This is a genomic window from Pseudomonas fluorescens, from assembly GCF_040448305.1.
GTDB lineage: Bacteria > Pseudomonadota > Gammaproteobacteria > Pseudomonadales > Pseudomonadaceae > Aquipseudomonas > Aquipseudomonas fluorescens_BH.
Window position 1 is genome coordinate 586,623 of record NZ_CP148752.1, and the last position, 23,235, is coordinate 609,857.

At 60.5% G+C, this 23,235-nt stretch carries 18 protein-coding genes; 13 read left to right on the plus strand and 5 right to left on the minus strand.

Going from position 1 to position 23,235, the window contains the following annotated elements:
* Window positions 1-52: 52 nt before the first annotated feature.
* The 9 genes from rpsF (at window position 53) to WHX55_RS02630 (ending at window position 13,209) form a co-directional block, all read left to right on the plus strand.
* Complete coding sequence (rpsF, locus tag WHX55_RS02590; RefSeq protein ID WP_008048087.1) at window positions 53-475, plus strand: 30S ribosomal protein S6; 423 nt, start codon at window positions 53-55, stop codon at window positions 473-475.
* A 28-nt stretch (window positions 476-503) separates the two neighbouring features.
* Entirely contained in the window at window positions 504-734 is a 231-nt protein-coding gene (gene rpsR / locus WHX55_RS02595; protein WP_002551829.1) for a 30S ribosomal protein S18, read from the plus strand.
* Window positions 735-770: 36 nt separating this feature from the next.
* Window positions 771-1,664 (plus strand): hypothetical protein, encoded by an 894-nt coding sequence (locus WHX55_RS02600; protein WP_150727874.1) that lies wholly within the window; start codon window positions 771-773, stop codon window positions 1,662-1,664.
* A gap of 19 nt (window positions 1,665-1,683) precedes the next feature.
* The gene (gene rplI, locus WHX55_RS02605; protein WP_034149636.1) at window positions 1,684-2,130 is read left to right on the plus strand and encodes a 50S ribosomal protein L9; all 447 of its coding nucleotides are present in this window, start codon (window positions 1,684-1,686) and stop codon (window positions 2,128-2,130) included.
* A gap of 108 nt (window positions 2,131-2,238) precedes the next feature.
* A complete protein-coding gene (gene dnaB / locus WHX55_RS02610; RefSeq protein ID WP_095056358.1) occupies window positions 2,239-3,636 on the plus strand; it encodes a replicative DNA helicase in 1,398 nt (465 codons plus the stop codon).
* A 189-nt stretch (window positions 3,637-3,825) separates the two neighbouring features.
* Window positions 3,826-6,129 carry a YgiQ family radical SAM protein gene (locus tag WHX55_RS02615; RefSeq protein WP_150727873.1) on the plus strand — a complete coding sequence of 768 codons (2,304 nt, stop codon included), beginning with the start codon at window positions 3,826-3,828 and terminating at the stop codon, window positions 6,127-6,129.
* A 339-nt stretch (window positions 6,130-6,468) separates the two neighbouring features.
* Window positions 6,469-9,744: a transglutaminase family protein gene (locus WHX55_RS02620; RefSeq protein ID WP_353741984.1), complete on the plus strand. Its 3,276-nt coding sequence runs from the start codon at window positions 6,469-6,471 to the stop codon at window positions 9,742-9,744.
* Between the two features lie 88 nt (window positions 9,745-9,832).
* Window positions 9,833-12,319 carry a circularly permuted type 2 ATP-grasp protein gene (locus tag WHX55_RS02625; protein ID WP_150756738.1) on the plus strand — a complete coding sequence of 829 codons (2,487 nt, stop codon included), beginning with the start codon at window positions 9,833-9,835 and terminating at the stop codon, window positions 12,317-12,319.
* Window positions 12,319-13,209 (plus strand): transglutaminase family protein, encoded by an 891-nt coding sequence (locus WHX55_RS02630; protein ID WP_150755822.1) that lies wholly within the window; start codon window positions 12,319-12,321, stop codon window positions 13,207-13,209. Before WHX55_RS02625 ends, WHX55_RS02630 begins: the two co-directional genes overlap by 1 nt.
* A gap of 213 nt (window positions 13,210-13,422) precedes the next feature.
* Here WHX55_RS02630 and WHX55_RS02635 read toward each other — a convergent pair whose 3' ends face one another.
* Both WHX55_RS02635 and WHX55_RS02640 read right to left on the minus strand, forming a co-directional pair.
* A complete protein-coding gene (locus tag WHX55_RS02635) occupies window positions 13,423-13,602 on the minus strand; it encodes a hypothetical protein (RefSeq protein WP_007973286.1) in 180 nt (59 codons plus the stop codon).
* Between the two features lie 68 nt (window positions 13,603-13,670).
* Window positions 13,671-14,258, minus strand: coding sequence for a TIGR00730 family Rossman fold protein (locus WHX55_RS02640; protein WP_057397746.1), 588 nt, complete (start codon window positions 14,256-14,258; stop codon window positions 13,671-13,673).
* A gap of 344 nt (window positions 14,259-14,602) precedes the next feature.
* Here WHX55_RS02640 and azu point away from each other — a divergent pair, with 344 nt between their 5' ends.
* Window positions 14,603-15,049, plus strand: coding sequence for an azurin (gene azu, locus WHX55_RS02645; protein WP_015093240.1), 447 nt, complete (start codon window positions 14,603-14,605; stop codon window positions 15,047-15,049).
* A 174-nt stretch (window positions 15,050-15,223) separates the two neighbouring features.
* On the opposite strand, the gene nadE is transcribed toward azu, so the two are convergent.
* From nadE to WHX55_RS02660, 3 genes are all read right to left on the minus strand, one after another.
* Window positions 15,224-16,051: an ammonia-dependent NAD(+) synthetase gene (gene nadE, locus WHX55_RS02650; protein ID WP_353741985.1), complete on the minus strand. Its 828-nt coding sequence runs from the start codon at window positions 16,049-16,051 to the stop codon at window positions 15,224-15,226.
* 4 nt (window positions 16,052-16,055) lie between these two features.
* Window positions 16,056-17,282, minus strand: coding sequence for a nicotinate phosphoribosyltransferase (gene pncB / locus WHX55_RS02655; RefSeq protein ID WP_353741986.1), 1,227 nt, complete (start codon window positions 17,280-17,282; stop codon window positions 16,056-16,058).
* Between the two features lie 205 nt (window positions 17,283-17,487).
* Window positions 17,488-18,399 (minus strand): LysR family transcriptional regulator, encoded by a 912-nt coding sequence (locus WHX55_RS02660; RefSeq protein ID WP_150727867.1) that lies wholly within the window; start codon window positions 18,397-18,399, stop codon window positions 17,488-17,490.
* Window positions 18,400-18,574: 175 nt separating this feature from the next.
* Here WHX55_RS02660 and WHX55_RS02665 point away from each other — a divergent pair, with 175 nt between their 5' ends.
* From WHX55_RS02665 to WHX55_RS02675, 3 genes are all read left to right on the plus strand, one after another.
* Entirely contained in the window at window positions 18,575-20,065 is a 1,491-nt protein-coding gene (locus WHX55_RS02665; protein WP_353741987.1) for an aldehyde dehydrogenase family protein, read from the plus strand.
* A gap of 159 nt (window positions 20,066-20,224) precedes the next feature.
* Window positions 20,225-21,508: an FAD-binding oxidoreductase gene (locus WHX55_RS02670; protein WP_353741988.1), complete on the plus strand. Its 1,284-nt coding sequence runs from the start codon at window positions 20,225-20,227 to the stop codon at window positions 21,506-21,508.
* A gap of 362 nt (window positions 21,509-21,870) precedes the next feature.
* Complete coding sequence (locus tag WHX55_RS02675; RefSeq protein WP_053153757.1) at window positions 21,871-23,004, plus strand: ABC transporter substrate-binding protein; 1,134 nt, start codon at window positions 21,871-21,873, stop codon at window positions 23,002-23,004.
* Window positions 23,005-23,235: the final 231 nt, after the last annotated feature.

Sequence of the window (23,235 nt, forward strand, 5' to 3'; positions counted from 1 at the left end):
CTCCTTGTCTGACCGCTTTTGAGCGGCAGGCTACAACCCGTAAGGAGCATTCATGCGTCATTACGAAATCATCTTTTTGGTCCACCCGGATCAAAGCGAGCAAGTCGGCGGCATGGTTGAGCGTTACACCAAGCTGATCGAAGAAGACGGCGGCAAAATCCACCGTCTGGAAGATTGGGGCCGTCGTCAACTGGCCTACGCAATCAACAATGTTCACAAGGCTCACTACGTGATGCTGAACGTTGAGTGCACTGGCAAGGCCCTGGCCGAGCTGGAAGACAACTTCCGCTACAACGATGCAGTGATCCGTAACCTGGTCATCCGTCGCGACGAAGCCGTTACCGGCCAGTCCGAGATGCTCAAGGCTGAAGAAAACCGCAGTGAGCGCCGTGAGCGTCGCGACCGTCCTGAGCACGAAGGCGCTGAAAGCGCTGATAGTGATGACAGCGACAACAGCGATAACGCTGACGAGTAATCCACGGACCTTTTAAGGAGCCAATTACATGGCACGTTTCTTCCGTCGTCGTAAATTCTGCCGCTTCACCGCTGAAGACGTGAAAGAGATCGATTACAAAGATCTCAACACTCTGAAAGCCTACGTATCCGAGACCGGCAAAATCGTTCCAAGCCGCATCACCGGTACCAAAGCTCGTTATCAGCGTCAGCTGGCCACCGCTATCAAGCGCGCCCGCTTCCTGGCCCTGCTGGCCTACACCGACAGCCACGGCCGCTGAGACCGGGCAGTCGACACGTAGCAAAGGATTGAATGCATGCGGGCCATAGCTGAGTTCATCATGCGCGGCCGTGTGCAGGCCACTCTGGTAGTGGCTGGATGCGCGGCGATGCCGTTGTTGTATTGGTTGGGTGCTGCCGCCGGATGCCTTGTGCTCTTGCGGCGCGGATTGAGGGACGCCCTGGGCGTTCTTGCTCTGGGACTGCTGCCGGCATTGGCCTGGTGGCTTTACTCCGACGACCCACGGGCACTTCTGGTGCTGCTGGGGTCTGCGAGCCTTGCGTTGGTTTTGCGCGCAAGCGAGTCCTGGAACCGCGTGCTGCTGGTCAGCATAGCGATGGGAGTGGTGTTTTCAGTGGTGTTGGGGACAGCTTTTGCTCCCCAGATCGAGATGCTGGCGCAGGCTTTGATCAAAGTCATGCCGTCGCTACTCGGTGATGTCTACCAGAAGTTGTCGGTAGACGAACAAGCGCGTTTCGCGTCCCTGATTGCACCGGTCCTGACCGGCCTGATTGCGGCGTTGTTGCAAATCGTCAGCTTGCTGAGCCTGCTTGTCGGGCGCTACTGGCAGGCGTTGTTGTACAACCCGGGCGGTTTTGGTCGCGAGTTTCGCGCCATCCGCATCCCGCTGTTGCCGGCGATGTTGCTGCTGGCGTGCATGCTTCTGGGGCCGAACATCGGTCCTCAGATGGCCATGTTGACGCCGTTGTGCAGTGTACCGCTGGTGTTCGCCGGGCTGGCCCTGATTCACGGGCTGGTGGCGCAGAAGCGACTGGCCAGGTTCTGGCTGGTGGGGTTGTACGTGACGCTGTTGCTGTTCATGCAACTGATCTATCCGTTGCTGGTGGTCCTGGCCATCGTCGACAGCCTGATTGATTTTCGCGGTCGTTCGGCACCGAAAGATGCCGATAACGCGAACGGTGAAGGTTAAAAGTTAAGAGGATTTTCACATGCAACTGATCCTTCTGGAAAAAGTCACCAACCTGGGCAACCTGGGTGACAAAGTGAACGTTAAGGCTGGTTACGGTCGTAACTACCTGCTGCCTTACGGCAAAGCTACCGCTGCGACCCCAGCCAACCTGGCTGCGTTCGAAGAGCGTCGTGCTGAGCTGGAAAAAGCAGCAGCAGATCGTAAATCGTCGGCTGAAAGCCGCGCTGCCCAACTGGCCGAGCTGGAAGTGACCATCACTGCCACCGCTGGCGACGAAGGCAAGCTGTTCGGTTCGATCGGTACTCACGACATCGCTGACGCACTGACCGCCTCCGGCGTTGAAGTGCAGAAGAGCGAAGTTCGTCTGCCGAACGGCACCATCCGCAACGTAGGCGAATTCGACGTAGCCGTGCACCTGCACGCCGAAGTTGAAGCCACCGTACGCGTTGTCGTGGTAGCAGCTTAAGCAGCACTTGTCGGCTGGCACCCTCGGGTGCTTGCCGGTAACATCGGGCACGATCCTGTTTACAGGTCGTGCCCTTTGTCTTTCTGATTCCTCCAATTTCAAGTGGCCATGAACGATATCTCCGCTCCTGAGCAATACGATCTGCAAACCGCCGCGCTGAAAGTGCCGCCGCATTCCATCGAAGCCGAACAGGCTGTACTCGGTGGTCTGATGCTGGACAACAACGCATGGGAGCGTGTGCTCGATCAAGTCTCCGACGGCGATTTCTATCGACATGACCACCGCCTGATCTTCCGTGCGATCGCCAAACTGGCCGATCAGAACTCCCCGATTGACGTCGTGACCCTTGCCGAACAACTGGACAAGGAAGGTCAGACGTCTCAGGTGGGTGGCCTCGGTTACCTTGGCGAACTGGCGAAAAACACGCCGTCCGTCGCCAACATCAAGGCTTATGCGCAGATCGTCCGTCAGCGCGCGACGTTGCGCCAACTGATCGGCATCAGCACCGAGATCGCCGACAGCGCCTTCAACCCGGAAGGTCGCACTGCCGAGGAGATCCTCGACGAAGCGGAACGCCAGATCTTCGCGATTGCCGAGGCCCGGCCGAAAACCGGTGGCCCGGTGGGTGTGAATGATTTGCTGACCAAGGCCATCGATCGCATCGACACGCTGTTCAACACTGACAACGCCATTACCGGCCTGTCCACTGGCTACACCGACCTTGATGAAAAGACCAGCGGCCTGCAGCCGGCTGACTTGATCATCGTCGCCGGTCGTCCGTCGATGGGTAAAACCACCTTCGCGATGAACCTGGTGGAAAACGCCGTACTGCGTAGCGACAAGGCTGTTCTGGTGTATTCCCTCGAGATGCCAGGCGAATCGCTGATCATGCGTATGCTGTCGTCCCTCGGTCGGATCGATCAGACCAAGGTGCGTTCCGGTCAGTTGGAAGATGACGACTGGCCGCGCCTGACCTCGGCGGTGAACCTGCTCAATGACCGCAAGCTGTTCATCGACGACACCGCCGGTATCAGCCCGTCGGAAATGCGTGCGCGCACCCGGCGTCTGGCGCGTGAGCACGGTGAGATCGGCCTGATCATGATCGACTACCTTCAGTTGATGCAGATTCCAGGTTCCGGCGGCGACAACCGAACCAACGAGATTTCTGAAATCTCGCGTTCCTTGAAAGCCTTGGCCAAGGAGTTCAACTGCCCGGTGGTGGCGCTGTCCCAGCTCAACCGCTCCCTCGAGCAGCGGCCGAACAAACGGCCGATCAACTCCGACCTCCGGGAATCCGGAGCGATCGAGCAGGACGCCGACGTGATCATGTTCGTTTACCGCGACGAGGTGTATCACCCGGAAACCGAGCACAAAGGCATCGCCGAAATCATCATCGGCAAGCAGCGGAACGGGCCGATCGGCTTTATCCGCCTGGCGTTCATCGGCAAGTACACTCGCTTCGAGAACCTGGCGCCGGGTAGCTATAACTTCGACGACGACGAGTAAGTTGTAGCGACTGTGCGGGCCTCTTCGCGAGCAGGCTCGCTCCCACAGGAATTGCATTGAACCTGTGGGAGCGAGCCTGCTCGCGAATGGGGTTCCACCAATTTCCGACCATAGCCGTCGGAATTGGTCAAAATTTGTGCTATATTCCGCGCCCGCGAAATTCAATGAAAGCCAACACCGGTTATCGACATGCAAGCAGCCAAGCCGTTATTTGACTATCCCAAGTACTGGGCCGAATGTTTCGGGCCAGCGCCGTTCCTGCCCATGAGCAGGGAGGAGATGGATCAGCTCGGCTGGGATTCCTGCGACATCATCATCGTCACCGGTGATGCCTACGTCGATCACCCGTCGTTCGGCATGGCGATCATCGGCCGGCTGCTGGAGTCCCAGGGCTTCCGCGTCGGGATCATTGCCCAGCCAAACTGGCAGTCCAAAGACGATTTCATGAAGCTCGGCGAGCCGAACCTGTTCTTCGGTGTCGCGGCCGGCAACATGGACTCGATGATCAACCGCTACACCGCGGACAAGAAAATCCGTTCCGACGATGCCTATACGCCGGGTGGCCTGGCCGGCAAGCGGCCGGACCGCGCCAGCCTGGTCTACAGCCAGCGCTGCAAGGAAGCCTACAAGCACGTGCCGATCGTACTCGGCGGTATCGAAGCATCCCTGCGCCGCATCGCGCATTACGATTACTGGCAAGACCGTGTCCGCAATTCGATCCTGATCGACGCCTGCGCCGACATCCTGCTTTATGGCAACGCCGAGCGAGCAATCGTTGAAGTCGCCCAGCGTCTGTCGTTCGGTCACAAGATCGAAGACATCACCGACGTGCGCGGCACCGCGTTCATTCGTCGTGACACGCCGAAAGACTGGTATGAAGTCGACTCCACACGCATCGACCGTCCGGGCAAGATCGACAAGATCATCAACCCGTACGTGAATACCCAGGACACCCAGGCCTGCGCCATCGAGCAGGAAAAGGGGCCGGTCGAGGATCCGCAGGAAGCCAAGGTCGTACAGATCCTGGCCAGCCCGCGCATGACCCGCGACAAGACCGTGATCCGCTTGCCGTCGGTTGAAAAAGTCCGTGGCGATGCGGTGCTTTATGCCCACGCCAACCGCGTATTGCACCTGGAAACCAACCCGGGCAACGCCCGTGCGCTGGTGCAGAAGCACGGCGAAGTCGACGTCTGGTTCAACCCGCCACCGATTCCGATGACCACCGAAGAAATGGACTACGTGTTCGGCATGCCTTATGCGCGCATTCCGCACCCGGCGTATGGCAAGGAGAAGATCCCGGCCTACGACATGATCCGCTTCTCGGTGAATATCATGCGTGGCTGCTTCGGCGGCTGCACCTTCTGCTCGATCACCGAGCACGAAGGCCGGATCATCCAGAACCGTTCCCACGAGTCGATCATTCGCGAAATCGAAGAGATTCGTGACAAGGTCCCGGGCTTTACCGGCGTGATCTCCGACCTCGGCGGCCCGACTGCGAACATGTACCGCATCGCCTGCAAGAGCCCGGAAATCGAATCCGCGTGCCGCAAGCCATCGTGCGTGTTCCCTGGTATCTGTCCGAACCTGAACACTGACCACTCGGCGCTGATCCAGCTGTACCGCAGCGCCCGTGAGTTGCCGGGCGTGAAGAAGATCCTGATCGCTTCCGGCCTGCGCTATGACCTGGCGGTCGAGTCACCGGAGTACGTTAAAGAGTTGGTGACCCACCACGTCGGTGGTTACCTGAAGATCGCCCCGGAACACACCGAGGAAGGTCCGCTCAACCAGATGATGAAACCGGGCATCGGCAGCTATGACAAGTTCAAGCGCATGTTCGAGAAGTACTCCAAGGAAGCGGGCAAGGAGCAGTACCTGATTCCGTACTTCATCGCCGCCCACCCGGGCACCACCGATGAAGACATGATGAACCTGGCCCTGTGGCTCAAGGGTAACGGCTTCCGTGCCGACCAGGTGCAGGCGTTCTACCCGTCGCCGATGGCCACCGCCACCGCGATGTACCACTCGGGCAAGAACCCGCTGCGCAAGGTCACCTACAAGAGTGACGCGGTGACCATCGTCAAGAGCGAAGAGCAGCGTCGTCTGCACAAGGCGTTCTTGCGTTATCACGACCCGAAAGGCTGGCCGATGCTGCGTGAGGCACTGACCCGCATGGGCCGCGCCGACCTGATCGGGCCGGGCAAGAACCAGTTGATTCCTTTGCACCAGCCGTCGACTGACAGCTATCAGAGCGCCCGTCGCAAGAATTCGACGCCGGCCGGCAGCCACAAGGTTGCAGGGGAAAAGACCACCAAGATCCTGACCCAGCATACCGGCCTGCCGCCGCGTGCCAGCGATGGCGGCAACCCGTGGGACAAGCGCGAACAGGCCAAGGCTGCGGCGTTCGCCCGCAACCAGCAGGCGGCCAAGGAGCGCAAGGACGCGGCCAAAGGCAAGGGACCAAAGCCGACCCGCAAACCGGTCGTGCCGCGCTAAGCCGCGCTTGAGCTGAACAGAACGCCAACCTTCGGGTTGGCGTTCTGCATTCAAGGCTTGAAAAATGTACTGGAGCTGCTGGCCTCATCGCGAGCAGGCTCACTCCTACAATGAAATGCATTCCCCCTGTAGGAGCGAGCCTGCTTGCGAAGAGGCCGGAACTACCAACCAATTTTTGGTTGGTCGCCACATTTACGTGCACCTACGCCAAACCATTTTCCTGCATCGCCCGATTTTGGTGCTGTACTGCCTCAAGCAATCAAAGAAAGCGCCAGCACTGCTGGATGGCATAAGTCTTGCGCGCTTTCCCATACGCTTAAGGCTCGCAGGAGGCACGCCGTGTCGATTCATGTCGCATTGCACCACATCACGCATTACCGCTATGACCGCGCTGTCGAGCTCGGCCCGCAGATCGTTCGCCTGCGTCCCGCCGCCCACAGCCGCACGCGGATTCTGTCCTATGCGTTGAAAGTTTCCCCCGAACAGCACTTCATCAACTGGCAGCAGGACCCTCAGGGCAATTACCTGGCGCGGCTGGTGTTCCCGGAGAAAACCGAGGAGTTGCGAATCGAGGTCGATCTGCTGGCAGAAATGGCGATCTTCAATCCGTTCGACTTCTTCCTCGAACCCTACGCGGAAAAGATCCCCTTCGCCTATGCCGCGGATGAGCGCAAGGAGCTGGCGCCGTACCTGGAAACCCTTCCCCTGACGCCGAAGTTCAAGGCCTACCTGGACGGCATCGACCGTACACCGTTGCCCGCCGTGGACTTTCTCGTCGCACTCAACCAGCGTTTGAGCGAAGACATCGATTACCTGATCCGCATGGAGCCCGGCGTACAAACACCTGAACACACCCTCGAGCAGGCCTCCGGGTCGTGCCGCGACTCCGCTTGGTTGCTGGTGCAACTGCTGCGCAACCTGGGGCTGGCGGCGCGTTTTGTGTCGGGCTACCTGATCCAGCTGACCGCCGACGTCAAAAGTCTCGACGGTCCGTCCGGCACCGAAGTGGATTTCACCGACCTGCACGCCTGGTGCGAGGTGTACCTGCCCGGCGCCGGCTGGATCGGCCTGGATGCGACCTCCGGGCTGTTTGCCGGTGAAGGACACATTCCGTTGGCCTGTAGTCCCGATCCGTCCTCTGCGGCGCCGATCAGTGGCCTGGTTGAACCCTGCGAGTGCGAGTTCAGCCACGAAATGTCCGTGGAGAGGATTTGGGAGGCACCACGGGTCACCAAGCCCTACACCGACGACCAGTGGCTGGCGATCCAGTCACTGGGCCGGCAGATCGATGCCGACTTGCTGGAGGGTGATGTGCGCCTGACCATGGGCGGCGAGCCGACCTTTGTGTCCATTGATGACCCGGACGGCGCCGAGTGGAATACCGCGGCACTGGGGCCGGATAAACGGCGGTTGTCCGCCGAACTGTTCCAGCGCATGCGCAAGCACTACGCGCCCCAGGGGCTGGTGCATTTCGGGCAGGGCAAGTGGTACCCCGGCGAGCAACTGCCGCGCTGGTCGCTCAATTGCTACTGGCGCCGTGACGGCGTGCCGATCTGGCACAACAGCGCGCTGATCGCCGACGAGCAGGAAGACTATGGTGCCGACGGAGCGCTGGCCGGGCGTTTTCTGGCGAGTGTCGCCGAACGCCTGAAGATTCCGACACGCTTTGTGTTCCCAGCCTACGAAGACAATTTCTATTACCTCTGGCGCGAAGGAATGCTGCCGCAAAACGTCAGCGCCGAAGACTCGCGTCTGGAAGAGCCTTTGGAGCGTGAGCGCCTGCGCAAGGTTTTCAGTCAAGGTTTGGACAAGGTCATCGGCCAGGTCCTGCCGCTGGCGCGCAACGCCAAGGGCGACCAATGGCAGAGCGGCCGCTGGTATCTGCGCGACGAGCACTGCCGACTGGTGCCGGGAGACTCGCCGCTGGGTTATCGCTTGCCGCTGGGTTCGCAGCCTTGGGTGAAAACGGCGGAATATCCGTTCATCCATCCGCAGGACCCGAATCAAGACTTCCCGCCGCTGCCCGACACCGCGCAACTGCAAAGCCAAAGCGAAGCTGCCGAGGTACAAGAGCGCGCACCGAAGATCGACGAATCCGCCGACTGGCTGACCCGTACCGCCTTCTGCGCCGAGGCGCGGGAAGGCCGGTTGTATCTGTTCATGCCGCCGCTGGAGCGGGTCGAGGATTACCTCGAACTGGTCGCTGCCATCGAAGCCACCGCGCAGGAGCTGATGTGCCCGGTGTTGCTGGAGGGCTATGAGCCGCCGAGCGATCCACGTCTGAGCAACTTCCGCATCACCCCGGATCCGGGGGTGATCGAGGTCAACGTGCAGCCGTCCGCGACCTGGGATGAATTGGTCGAGCGCACCGAATTCCTCTACGAAGAAGCGCGCCAGACCCGGCTGACCACCGAGAAATTCATGATCGACGGCCGGCATACCGGCACGGGCGGCGGTAACCATTTCGTGCTGGGTGGCGCAACACCGGGGGACTCACCGTTTCTGCGTCGCCCGGATCTGCTGCGTAGCCTGATCAGCTACTGGCATAACCATCCGTCCTTGTCCTACCTGTTTTCCGGATTGTTCATTGGTCCGACGTCCCAGGCGCCGCGGGTCGACGAAGCGCGCAACGATGCCTTGTACGAACTGGAGATCGCTTTCGCGCAGATGCCTGAAGCGGGTGAAGAATGTCCGCCATGGCTGGTGGATCGACTGCTGCGCAATCTGCTGATCGATGTGACCGGCAACACCCACCGCGCCGAGTTCTGCATCGACAAGCTCTATTCGCCGGACGGTGCCACCGGGCGCCTCGGATTACTGGAGTTGCGTGCGTTCGAAATGCCGCCCCATGCGCGCATGAGCCTGGCGCAACAATTGTTGCTGCGGGCGCTGGTCGCGCGGTTCTGGCGCGAGCCCTATGCACCGCCGAAACTGGCGCGCTGGGGCACGGAGCTGCACGATCGTTTCCTGTTGCCGCACTTTATCGAGCAAGACTTCGCCGATGTCATCGTCGACCTCAACGCCGCCGGTTATCCGGTGCGGGCCGAATGGTTCGCCGCGCATCTGGAGTTCCGTTTCCCCAAGGTTGGCGACTACACCGTCAGTGGCATTGCGCTGGAGTTGCGCCAGGCGCTCGAGCCCTGGCACGTGCTGGGCGAAGAGGGCGCCATGGGCGGTACGGTGCGTTACGTGGATTCGTCGCTTGAGCGTTTGCAGGTCAAGCTCAGCGGCTTGCCGCCCCAGCGTTATCTGCTGACCTGCAACGGCATTCCGGTGCCATTGCAGCCCACTGGGCGTATAGGCGAATTCGTCGCTGGCGTGAGATTTCGTGCCTGGCAACCGGCTAACTGCCTGCAACCGACCATCCCGGTCCACGCGCCGCTGGTGTTCGACCTGCTCGACACCTGGATGCAGCGCTCGCTGGGCGGTTGTCAGTACCACGTCGCCCATCCGGGCGGGCGCAACTACGACAGCTTGCCGGTGAACGCCAATGAAGCGGAGAGCCGGCGAATGGCGCGCTTCTTCCGCATCGGACACACGCCAGGGAAACTTCCTGTACCCAATCTGGAAATCAGCGACGAGCTGCCGATGACACTCGATTTGCGACGTTTCTAAACCGTCCGCGACGCTCGGATTTTTCGTATATCCGGGCGTCACGAGCCTGCGTTAGTCTGCCCCTTCATTGCTGTCTGCCGAGCTTTCCATGCCTGACCTGCTAGACCGCTACCCGCTGACAGCGGGCACCTATCACGAACTGCTCGACGACAGTGGCGCCGTGCGCCCGCACTGGCGCCGGCTGTTCGAACAGTTGCAACGCAGCACGCCGGCACAACTGGTGCAGCGTCAGGCCCTGCTGACCCGGCAGATTCAGGAAAACGGCGTTACCTATAACGTCTATGCCGACCCCAAGGGCGCGGACCGGCCATGGGAGCTGGACCTGCTGCCCCATGTCATCGCGGCTGATGAGTGGCAACAGTTGTCGGCCGGTATCGCTCAGCGGGCGCGATTGCTCAATGCCGTGCTGGCTGACCTTTACGGTCCGCAACGGCTGATTGCCGAAGGTCTTTTGCCCGCCGAGCTGGTGTTCGGTCACAACAACTTCCTTTGGCCCTGTCAGGGCATCAGCCCGCCTGACGGAGCCTTTCTGCATCTTTATGCCGTGGATCTGGCGCGCACGCCCGATGGCCGCTGGTGGGTGACGGCGGATCGTACCCAGGCGCCTTCGGGAGCCGGGTATGCACTGGAAAACCGCACGATTGTGTCCCGGGCCTTTCCCGAGTTGTACCGCGATCTGAAAGTGCAGCACCTGGCCGGGTTCTTCCGCACCTTGCAGGAAACCTTGGCCCGTCAGGCCCCGAGTGGCGGGGACGCGCCGTTGGTGGTGCTGCTGACACCGGGGCGTTTCAACGAAAGCTATTTTGAACATCTGTATCTGGCTCGCCAGCTCGGTTATCCGCTGGTGGAGGGCGGCGACCTGACGGTGCGCGACGCCACGGTTTACTTGAAAACCCTGAGTGGCCTGCGTCGGGTCCACGCGATCATGCGTCGGCTCGACGATGATTTCTGCGACCCGCTGGAGCTGCGTACTGACTCAGCCCTCGGCGTGCCGGGCCTGCTGGAAGCGGTGCGGCAGGGGCGGGTGCTGGTGGCCAACGCCCTCGGCAGCGGTGTGCTGGAATCGCCGGGCTTGTTGGGTTTTCTGCCGAGGATCAATCAATTCCTGTTTGGCGAAGAGCTGATCCTGCCGTCCATCGCGACTTGGTGGTGTGGCGAAGCGCCGGTTTTGGCCCAGGCCCTGGAGAAACTGCCGGAGTTGCTGATCAAGCCGGCGTTTCCGTCCCAGAGCTTTACGCCGGTATTTGGTCGTGATTTGAGTGAAAAACAGCGCCATGAGCTCGCCGAGCGCATGCAGGCTCGGCCATACGCCTATGTGGCGCAAGAACTCGCACAATTGTCCCAGGCGCCGATCTGGCAAGCCGAAGATGGTCAACTGCAACCCCGTGCGATCGGCATGCGCGTGTATGCGGTGGCCAGCCGTGAGGGTTATCGGGTTTTGCCCGGCGGCTTGACCCGGGTCGCCGCCCAAGCCGATGCCGAAGTGGTGTCGATGCAACGCGGTGGCGCCAGCAAGGACACCTGGGTGCTGGGAGAGCGTGCGCCCAGCGGCGAACAATGGAAGGCCCAGCGCAACATCGGTGTGCATGATCTGGTGCGGCGCGATCCGTACCTGCCGTCGCGGGTGGTGGAGAACCTGTTCTGGTTCGGTCGTTACTGCGAGCGTTGCGACGACAGTGCCCGTTTGTTGCGCATCATGCTGGCGCGCTATGTCGACGGCGACGACCCGCAAGCCCTACAGGCCGCGGTGGATCTCGGCGAACGGCTGATGCTGCTGCCCGAGGAGGGCGAGTTGCCGGAGCGCCTGTTGGCGGCGTTGCTCGGCGATGATTGGCCGTTCAGCCTGCGTTCCAACCTGCAGCGCTTGCAGTGGGCCGCTTCGCAGGTGCGCGGCAAGCTCTCGCGGGAAAACTGGCAGGCGCTGGTGGAGTTGCAGCGCGAAGCCATGGAGCTGGAAACCGAGGAGCCGGATTTCGGCGAGTTGCTGGATTTCCTCAACCGTCTGGTGATGTCCCTGGCGGCGTTGTCCGGCTTTGCCCTGGACGACATGACCCGGGACGAAGGCTGGCGTTTCCTGATGATTGGCCGGCGGATCGAGCGCCTGCAGTTTCTCAGCGGCAGCCTGGCGGCGTTCCTGCGGGGCGCCGGGGCTTTCGACCAGGCCGGGCTGGAATGGCTGCTGGAACTGGGCAACAGCAGCATCACTTACCGTTCTCGATACCTGGCGGTGGCGCAACTGATCCCGGTGCTCGACCTGCTATTGCTCGACGAGCAGAACCCTCACGCCGTGTTGTTCCAGTTGAAACTGGTGACCCGCACCCTCAAACGCCTCAACGATGACTTTGGCGTGCCGCGCGAAGCAGCGCTGCCGCAATTGGTCGAGCGTCTGGCGCGATTCGATCTGGGCTGCCTGGAAAACCCGCTGTTCGGCGACGCGAGTGTTCGCGCTGCCATCGAGGGGCTGGCCGCGCTGCTGCAAGAGATCGCCGACGCCAGCGGGCAAGTTTCCGATCGCCTGGCGCTACGGCATTTCGCCCATGTCGATGATGTCAGCCAGCGCACGGTGTCCGTCTGATGAGTGCTCATTACCAGATTTTCCACGACACCCATTATCACTACGACAGCCCGGTGTCCCTGGCCCAGCAACTGGCGCATTTGTGGCCGCGGCCTTGCGCTTGGCAGCGCTGTACCGACCAGCAATTGCAGATCAGCCCCGAGCCGACCTCGCGTCGCGATGAACTGGATGTGTTCGGTAATCCGCTGACCCGGCTGGCGTTCGAGCGTCCCCACGATGAGTTGCTGGTCAATGCCAGCCTGACCATAGAAGTGCTGCCCCGACCTGCGTTGGACTTCAATCTGTCACTCGCGTGGGAAGACACACGTAGTGCGCTGACCTACAGCAGCCAACCGCTGTCACCTGAATTGCTCGAAGCCTGCCGATACCGGTTTGAGTCGCCGTATGTGCATTTGAAGAAAAATTTCGTCGAGTTTTCGCAAAGCTGTTTTCCGCCGGGTCGAGCGTTGTTGCTCGGCGTGCAGGCGCTGATGGAGAAAATCTTCAGCGAGTTCACCTTCGATGCCGAAGCGACCCAGGTGGCTACACCGCTGGTAGAGGTGCTGGAGCGCCGACGCGGGGTCTGCCAGGACTTTGCCCACCTGATGCTCGCCTGCGTACGTTCCAGGGGGTTGGCGGCGCGCTACATCAGCGGCTACCTGCTGACCCAGCCACCGCCGGGCCAGCCACGGCTGATTGGTGCCGATGCATCCCACGCCTGGGTCTCGGTGTTTTGTCCGGTGCTGGGGTGGGTGGATTTCGATCCAACCAACAATGTGCAACCGGCGCTGGAGCACATCACCCTGGCCTGGGGCCGGGATTTTTCCGATGTGTCGCCGTTGCGGGGGGTGATTTTGGGGGGCGGGAACCATGATCCGGAAGTGCGCGTCACCGTGATGCCACTGGATTAACAACGATCAAATGTGGGAGCGGGCTTGCTCGCGAAGACGGAGTGTCAGGAACATCATTTTTGGATGTGAAACCGCTTTCGCGAGCAAGCCCGCTCCCACAGGGAATTGCGGTGTTTTGGAGTCATTCGATTGGCCTGTGAGGGTCGGCAGCAAAGCTGCCAACCCTGGACACAGATCCTGTGGGCCTGATCAGATCAACCGGCCCGGAGGTTCTCAGGCGTCGGGCGCCGAGTCTTTCGGTGCATCAACATCGTCTTCTGCCGCCACTTCACCCTCAGGGTTCAGTGCCGCTTCTTCAGCTGTAGCTTTCTTGCGCTGAAGCTTTTCCTCTTTCTTCTGCTCCTTGGCCAAGTCTCTCTGACGTTTGGCGAAGGAATAATTAGGTTTGGCCATGGGCGATCCTCTGGGGTCGAAGGTGAGGTTGAGCGGCGCATATTCTGCCCTGTATCGGTGCCAAGCCGTTAGCTGGGTTTTTGCTCGGCCCATTTTGGCGCTATGGACGGTTGCCAGGCATCCAGAGCATCGAGCAGGGTTTGCGGTGATTCGCTCACTTGCAGCATGTCACGGTGCTGCCCGCGAACGAAGCCTTCGCCGACGATATGATCGAGAAAAGACGTCAATTTGCTGTAGAAACCGTTCACTTCCAACAAACCCAGCGGTTTGCCGTGATAGCCGAGCTGGCCCCAGGTCCAGACTTCGAACAGTTCTTCGAGGGTGCCAAGGCCGCCGGGCAGCGCGATAAAGGCATCGCTGAGCTCGGCCATCCGCGCCTTGCGCGCGTGCATGCCATCGACGACTTCCAGGCGAGTCAGGCCGCTGTGGCCGATCTCCTTATCCTTGAGGCTTTGCGGGATGATGCCGATCACTTCACCGCCGGCCGCCAGGGCCGCATCGGCGACGATGCCCATCAGGCCCACGGCGCCACCGCCATACACCAGGGTCAGCTTGCGCTCGGCCAACGCCCGGCCAAGGGCCACGGCTGCTTCGCGGTAAGCGGGGTTGGTGCCGGTGCTGGCACCACAAAATACACAAACGGATGTTAAAGACATGCCTTGCTCCATGGTCGATCAGGGCCACAGAGTAAAGGCAGGCGCACGGCACTCCAAGGGCTAGACTTGGTGTTCCGGGGTTTCGTACGTACCGCTGGCGCCGCAAGCGTAGGCGGCCAGCAAACTGCACAACAGGCTGTTGATCGACATGACAGACGTTCCATTTGAAGGGGGACGGCCAGATGATAGGCCCGGGCCAGACACTTGGCCGGTAGATAATTTGCATCAGCGTCATAGCCCGAAAGTTGTATACAATTTTTGATTCAAGTCATATGAACTTGCGAAGTTTTCAGGCAGTCTTCTGTTCATTCGCGATTTCGTTAACCCTGCCTTGGAGATTCACCATGTTTGCCAAACTTGTTGCGGTATCCCTGTTGACACTGGCCAGCAGCCAATTGATGGCTGCAGAGTGCAAAGTCACCGTCGACTCCACCGACCAGATGTCTTTCGACACGAAGGCCATTGAAATCGACAAGAGCTGCAAGACGTTTACCGTGGAACTCAAGCACTCCGGCAGCTTGCCGAAGAACGTCATGGGCCATAACTGGGTGCTGAGTAAAGAAGCCGACATGCAGCCGATCGCCACCGACGGCCTGAGCGCCGGCATCGACAAGAACTACCTGAAAGAAGGCGACGCCCGCGTGATCGCCCACACCAAGATCATCGGCGCCAAGGAAACCGACTCGGTGACCTTCGATGTGTCCAAGCTCGCGGCCGGTGAAAAGTACGGGTTCTTCTGCTCGTTCCCAGGCCACATCTCGATGATGAAAGGCACTGTGACCCTGAAGTAATCAGGCACACCGCGTCATCGTTCTTCGCGAGCAGGCTCGCTCCCACATTTGATCGCGGTCTAATTGTGGGAGCGAGCCTGCTCGCGAATGGGCCATCTGCATCAATAAATGTGTTGGCCAAAGAAAAGCCCGCTGAGGATCACTCCTCAGCGGGCTTTTTCATTCAGTCACCAATCAAGGCGCAAACGGCATTACCCGCTTGTGATGGGTCTTGTTGTAGGTATCCACAATGATCTTGAACGCCTCTTCACGCACCGGCTCGCCGTGCAGGAACGCGTCGATCTCGGCGTAGGTCACGCCGTGGGAGGCTTCGTCCGGTTTGCCCGGCGACAGATCCTCAAGGTCAGCGGTCGGGACTTTCTCCACCAGCGACTCCGGCGCGCCGAAGCTGCGGGCGATGGCGCGGACCTGGTTTTTCACCAGGCCACTCAGTGGCGCCAGGTCGCAGGCGCCGTCACCGAACTTGGTGAAGAAACCCATCACCGCTTCCGCCGCGTGATCGGTGCCGATCACCAGGCCATTGGCCGCGCCGGCGATGGTGTACTGGGCGACCATGCGCATGCGCGCCTTGGTGTTGCCGAGCACGAAGTCCACAGACACCGCATGTTTGCCTTCGAAGGCTGCCACTTCATTGGCCAGGGATTTGACCGCCGGGCCGATGTTCACGGTGTGGCGCTCGTCCGGCTTGATGAAATCCACCGAAGCCTGGGCGTCGTGCTCATCGAACTGGGTTTCGTAGGGCAGGCGCACGGCAATGAACTTGTAGCTGTCTTCGCCTGTACGTTGGCGCAATTCACGCATTGCACGTTGGGCCAGCAGGCCGGCGGTCAGGGAATCGACGCCGCCACTGATGCCCAGCACCAGGGTCTTGAGCCCGGAATTGACCAGGCAGTCCTGAATGAAGGTCACCCGCCGGGCGACTTCGGCCTCAAGGGCGGCTTCGTCGGCGAATGGCGGCTGGACCTTGAGCTGTTCAGCAATCTCACGCTGTACGGCTTGCATGAATTCACTCCTTGCTTGATGTACTTGAAAGGGCGGCAGGAACCTGGAAAACGTGTCGCAGGTAAGCGACGAAATTCGGGTCTTTGCAGTGCGTCTTGCCTGGCTCGTCGGAGATCTTCGCCACCGGCTGGCCGTTGCAGGCGGTCATTTTAAGCACGATGCTCATCGGTTCGACACCCGGAATATCACAGGTCAGGTTGGTACCGATGCCGAAGCTGACATTGATCCGACCGCGCAGCGCCCGGAATATCTCCAGGGTCCTGGGCAATGTCAGGCTATCGGAGAAGGTCAGCGTCTTGCTCATCGGGTCGATGCCGAGCTTGTGATAGTGGGCGATGGCTTTTTCCGCCCAGACCACCGGATCGCCCGAGTCGTGGCGCAAACCGTCGAAAAGCTTGGCGAAAAACAGATCGAAATCGCCGAGGAAAGCATCCATGGTGATGCAGTCGGTCAGGGCAATCCCCAGCAGGCCACGGTATTCACGGACCCAGCAATCGAGTGCGGCGATCTGGCTGTCGATCAGCCGCGGGCCGAGTTGCTGGTGCGCCATGATCCATTCGTGGGCCATGGTACCCAGGGGTTTCATGTCCAGTTCCCGGGACAGGTGCACGTTGCTGGTGCCGACGAAGCGTCCGGGGAAATCGTGCTTGAGCACATTCACCACTTCTTCCTGCACCCGATACGAGAAGCGACGGCGCGTGCCGAAATCGGCCACCTGCAATTCGGACAATTCATCACTGCTGGCGTTGGCGCTCAGCCAGTCGAACTTGCGGTAGAGCTGCTCACGGGCCTGCTCCAGCACGACTTCGCGGTAGCGATAGCGGTTGCGCACCTCGCTGACCAGGGCCAACAGCGGCACTTCGAACAGGATCACATGCAGCCAGGGGCCCCGCAGGCGGATAAACAGCTCACCGTTTTCGAGGCCGGTGTGGATGTAGCGCAGGTTGAAGCGAAACAACCCGAGAAAACGCAGGAAGTCCGGCTTCAGGAAGCTGATGCGTTCCAGAAAGCTCAACTGGTCGGCACTCAGGCTCAGTTCGGCCAGGCGCTCGATCTGGAAGCGGATTTCCGCCAGGTACGGGCGCAAGTCCTCGCTGTTACGGCAACGAAACTCCCATTCGACTTCGACGTTCGGGTAGTTGTGCAGCACCGCCTGCATCATCGTCAGTTTGTAGAAGTCGGTGTCGAGCAGGTTCTGCACGATGCGATCGGCAAACACACTCTCGCTCATAACGGGAATCTCCAGCGTTGCAGCGGTATTGAACAATGGCGCTAGTGGCGCATATCAGGGATATGAATTGCCAGCGATTTTTAGACCGCAGCAATTCCCCTGTGGGAGCGAGCCTGCTCGCGAATGCGGTCTGTCAGTCACATTGATGCTGGATGTGCCGACGCCTTCGCGAGCAGGCTCGCTCCCACAAGGAATGCGCCAGGGCTCAGTGTTGTGGAGCATCCGGGCTATCGATCTGCTCCAGCATCCACTTCACAAAGTCCCGTACCTTGGGCACTTCCGCCGAATGCTCCGGGTATGCAAGGTAATAGGCGTCCGTGCTGGGCATTGCATGCTGCCAGGGAATGACCAGCTTGCCGTCAGCCAGTTCCTCTTCCACCAGAAAACGCGGCAACAACGCCACGCCGCAGCCAACCTGGGCGGCGCGGATGCACATATAAAAGGTTTCGAAGCGCGGGCCGTGGTAGCTGTGCTCGGTGTGGTAGCCCTGATGGTCGAACCAGTCATGCCAGGCCTGGGGGCGGGAGGCGTTTTGCAGCAGGACCAGGTCAGTCAGTTGCGTCGGATCGGTGAACGGCGTGTCCGGCAGGCTGCCCGGGGCGCACACTGGCACCAGCTCTTCGCCGAACAGCTTCAGGCATTCGGAGCCGGGCCGCGAGCCCTGGCCGAAATAGAACGCCAGGTCGCTGCGCCCTTGCTGCAGATCGTCGGCTTCCTGCTCGCTGCACAGGTCCAGGTGAATCGACGGATGACGCAGGCGCCAGCCTTTCAGGCGCGGCACCAGCCAGCGCGCACCGAAGGTAGGAGGCGTCGAGACGCGCAGGACTTCTGTTTCGCCACCGTAGGAACGCAGGTAATGGGTCGACATCTCGACCTGCGTGAGGATTTTTCGCACTTCAACCAGGTACAGGTCGCCGGCCGGTGTCATCTGCAGGCGGCGGCGCACCCGGCGAAACAGCAGGTGCTGCAGCAGCTCTTCGAGTTGCGCGACCTGTTTGCTCACGGCGCTTTGGGTCAGGTTCAACTCTTCGGCGGCCCGGGTAAAGCTCAAATGCCGGGTCACGGCTTCGAAACACTGCAACGCAGCGATCGATGGCAAGTAGCGTTTATTCAGCATGGGCGGTCCTTGGTTCTTGTCTCTTTATTGCCAGCAATGCACAGCATGAATAAACGGAATGATATCTCTCTTAATCGTCGTTTGTTGAGTAACCTCCGGGCAGCTAAAACTACAGGTCTGATCAGCCGTGAATTTCCGGCTGCACGTGTTCTGTCTTTTGCTTGAGGAGTGACCCATGGTTGCCGCATTGCTTGATCGTCTAGGTGTGAACCCGGCCCTGTACCAGAACGGCAAAGTGCCGGTGCATTCGCCGATCGATGGCAGCAGGATCGCCGCCGTGAACTGGGAAGGCGCCGCTGAAGTCGAGCAGCACATCAGTCGCGCAGATCATGCGTTCGAACTGTGGCGCAAGGTTCCGGCACCGCGCCGTGGCGAACTGGTGCGACAACTGGGTGACATCCTGCGGGAATACAAGGCCGACCTCGGCGAGCTGGTGTCCTGGGAAGCTGGCAAGATCACCCAGGAAGGCCTGGGTGAAGTTCAGGAAATGATCGACATCTGCGACTTCGCCGTCGGCCTGTCCCGTCAGCTGTACGGTTTGACTATCGCCTCCGAGCGTCCTGGCCACCACATGCGCGAAACCTGGCATCCGCTGGGCGTCGTTGGCGTGATCAGTGCGTTCAACTTCCCGGTCGCGGTCTGGGCCTGGAACGCCACGCTGGCGCTGGTCTGCGGCAACCCGGTGATCTGGAAACCGTCGGAAAAGACGCCACTGACCGCACTGGCTTGCCAGGCGCTGTTCGATCGCGTGCTGAAGAACTTCAGCGATGCGCCACCGCACCTGAGCCAGGTGATTATTGGCGGTCGCGATGCCGGCGAAGCCTTGGTCGAAGATCCGCGTGTTGCGCTGGTCAGCGCCACCGGCAGCACCCGCATGGGCCGTGAAGTGGCGCCGAAAATCGCCGCGCGCTTCGCCCGTAGCATTCTGGAGCTGGGCGGCAACAACGCAATGATCCTCGGCCCAAGCGCCGACCTGGACATGGCCGTTCGCGCGATCCTGTTCAGCGCCGTCGGCACCGCCGGTCAGCGTTGCACCACTCTGCGTCGCCTGATCGCCCATGAGTCGGTGAAAGAAGAAATCGTCACCCGCCTGAAAGCTGCGTACTCGAAAGTGCGTATCGGCCATCCGCTGGAAGGCAACCTGATTGGCCCGCTGATCGACAAGCAAAGCTTCGACAACATGCAGGATGCGCTGGAGCAGGCTTTGAGCGAAGGCGGCCGGGTGTTTGGCGGTGAGCGTCAGCTGCAAGACAAGTTCCCGAATGCCTACTACGTGTCGCCAGCCATCGTCGAAATGCCGGAGCAGAGCGATGTGGTCTGCCACGAAACCTTCGCCCCGATCCTGTACGTGGTTGGCTACAGCGATTTCCAGGAAGCCCTGCGCCTGAACAACGCCGTGCCGCAAGGCCTGTCCTCGTGCATCTTCACCACCGACGTGCGTGAAGCCGAGCAGTTCATGTCGGCGGTAGGCAGCGACTGCGGCATCGCCAACGTCAACATCGGCCCGAGCGGCGCGGAAATCGGCGGCGCGTTCGGTGGTGAGAAAGAAACCGGCGGCGGCCGCGAGTCCGGCTCCGATGCATGGCGCGGCTACATGCGACGCCAGACCAACACCGTGAACTATTCGCTGGAGTTGCCGTTGGCGCAGGGTATTACGTTTGACTAAATGCATCCTTTGAACCCATGAAGATCACTGTGGGAGCGGGCTTGCCCGCGATAGCAATCTTTCAGTCACTTAGATGTTGCAGGTGCTGACGCTATCGCGGGCAAGCCCGCTCCCACAGGTAAATGGTGTGTTGGTTAGGTTTCTGCCTGGAGTCTGGCAATGCCGTTACGCGAAGAGTGTCTGTGGGAAAAACTGACGCCGCAAAGGCCGGACAATTCGGCCCTCAAGGGTGAGGTCTCGGTGGATGTCTGCGTCATCGGCGCCGGGTTTACCGGTTTGTCGGCGGCGGTGCATCTGCTGGAGCAAGGCAAGACCGTTTGTGTGCTGGAGGCTCACCGCGCCGGCCATGGTGGTTCGGGGCGCAACGTCGGGCTGGTCAACGCCGGGATGTGGATTCCCCCGGACGAGATCGAAGCCGGGTTTGGCGAGGCAGTCGGCAGCCAGCTCAACCGCATGCTGGGGGCGGCGCCTTCCCTAGTGTTCAGCCTTGTGGACAAGTACAACATCGATTGCCAGTTGCGTCGCGAAGGCACGCTGCACATGGCGCACAACGCCCGTGGCGAAGCCGACTTGCGCAGTCGTGAAGAACAATGGAAGCGACGCGGTGCGCCGGTAGAGCTGCTCACCGGCCAGGCCTGCGAACAAGCCACCGGCACGAAAAAGATCGCCGCCGCGCTGCTCGATCGCCGCGCCGGCACGCTCAACCCGATGGCCTACACCACAGGGCTGGCCAAAGCGGCCATCGGCCTCGGTGGTCAATTATTCGATCATTCCCCGGTCACCCGACTCGAACGTCAGGGTCAGCGCTGGTCAGTACAGACTGCCCAGGGCTCGGTCATGGCCGAGAAGGTGGTGATTGCCTCCAATGCCTACACCGAGGGCGACTGGACGGAACTGCGGCGCAATTTCTTCCCGGGTTATTACTATCAGGTGGCCTCGGCCCCGCTGACCGAAGAGGCCGCCCGGCAAATTCTGCCCGGTGGCCAAGGGTCCTGGGACACCCGGCAGGTGCTCAGCAGTATCCGTCGCGACAAAGACGGTCGCCTGCTGCTTGGCAGCCTGGGTAATGGTAATCAGAAACCGGCCTGGTTTCTCAAAGCCTGGGCCGACCGGGTGCAGCAACATTACTTCCCTTACCTGAAACCGGTGGAATGGGAGTGCACCTGGACCGGTTGCATCGCCTTCACCCCCGATCATTTGATGCGTCTGTTCGAACCGGCGCCCGGTTTAGTGGCAGTCACCGGTTACAACGGCCGGGGCGTGACCACGGGAACAGTGGTCGGCAAAGCCTTTGCCGATTACCTGTGTAACGGAAATCCTCAAGCGCTTCCGATTCCCTTTGCTCCCATGCAGCCACTGACCGGGGTGGGGTTGCGTAGCTGTCTGTATGAGGCGGGATTCTCGCTGTATCACGCAGGCCAGTGCCTGCGGATCGTGATCTGAAGGTTGATTTTTGCAGTGGGAAGCGGCGCTTTTTCGATCTGCAGCTAGCCTGTAGTGGTGCGGGTTGTAGCAGTCCCGCACCAGCGGTGTGCACTTCGGTGACGCACGTTGTTACAGGCTGGTTGCACGTCGTTTAAAGCCGCGGTTGCAATGATGGCGCAGGCGGGTTGCGCCTCAAAAAAATAATGGTTTTACCTTCCGCGGTTTAGACGGTTGCACGCCCAATGAAAATGGGACCGAAACAGTCGAAATAACAAGACAGCAGCGACTTTTTTCAGAATAAAAAACCGATGGCACGGCCCTTGCTCTGAGCATTCAGTGAAGTCGCAGTGCCAATTAAAAAAACCATGGAGCACCACCTCATGTCCCAGACGTTTTACAAGAAAGGCTTTCTGGCCCTCGCAGTGGCAACTGCGCTGGGTGTTTCTGCGTTTGCTCAGGCTGACATCAAGATCGGCGTAGCGGGACCAATGACAGGCGCCAACGCGGCATTTGGCGAGCAGTACATGAAGGGTGCACAGGCGGCGGCCGATGCGGTCAACGCGGCGGGCGGGGTTAATGGGGAAAAAATCGTACTGGTCAAGGGCGATGACGCCTGCGAACCGAAACAGGCTGTGACGGTCGCCAAAGACCTGACCAACCAGAAAGTCGCCGGCGTGGTCGGTCACTTCTGCTCCTCGTCGACCATCCCGGCCTCCGAGATCTACGACGAAGCGGGCATCATCGCCATCACTCCAGGCTCCACCAACCCGGCTGTGACCGAGCGTGGCCTGAGCGCCATGTTCCGTATGTGCGGGCGTGACGACCAGCAAGGCATCGTGGCCGGCGACTACATCGTCGACGTGCTCAAGGGCAAGAAAGTTGTCGTGCTGCACGACAAGGACACCTACGGCCAGGGCCTGGCGGATGCCACCAAGGCTCAACTGGTCAAGCGCGGCGTAACGCCTGTGCTGTATGAAGGCCTGACCCGTGGCGAGAAAGACTTCAGCACCATCGTGACCAAAATCCGCGGCGCCGGCGCTGACGTCGTCTACTTTGGTGGCCTGCACCCGGAAGCCGGTCCTCTGGTGCGTCAACTGCGTGAACAAGGCCTGAAAGACGTCAAGTTCATGTCCGACGATGGCATCGTGACCGACGAACTGGTGACCACCGCTGGCGGTCCGCAATTCGTTGACGGCGTGCTGATGACCTTCGGTGCCGACCCACGCATGCTGCCAGACAGCAAGACCGTGGTAGACGCCTTCCGCAAGGCCGGTACCGAGCCTGAAGGCTACACCCTGTACGCCTACGCTTCGGTCCAGACCCTGGCAGCAGCCTTCAACGGCGCCAAGTCCAACAAGGGCGAAGAAGCGGCTGCATGGCTGAAGAAGAACCCGGTCAAGACCGTCATGGGCGAGAAGACCTGGGACAGCAAGGGCGACCTGAAAATCTCCGACTACGTGGTTTACCAGTGGGACAAGGATGGCAAGTACCACCAGCTGGAAAAACAGAAGTAAGGGCTGACCCGATCAGCTGACTCCACAGTTCCCCTGTAGGAGCGAGCCAGCTCGCGATGACGGACTGACAGGCAACTCATTCGTTGAATGTTAAACCGCAATCGCGAGCAGGCTCGCTCCTACAGGGAGCGGTGGTGTGTCGGCTGATCGTGGCTGACATTGCTCCGACGTATATCTGTATTTTCCTTAGAGGAACCGCACAGCCACATGTGCAGGTTCTCATTGCGTGAG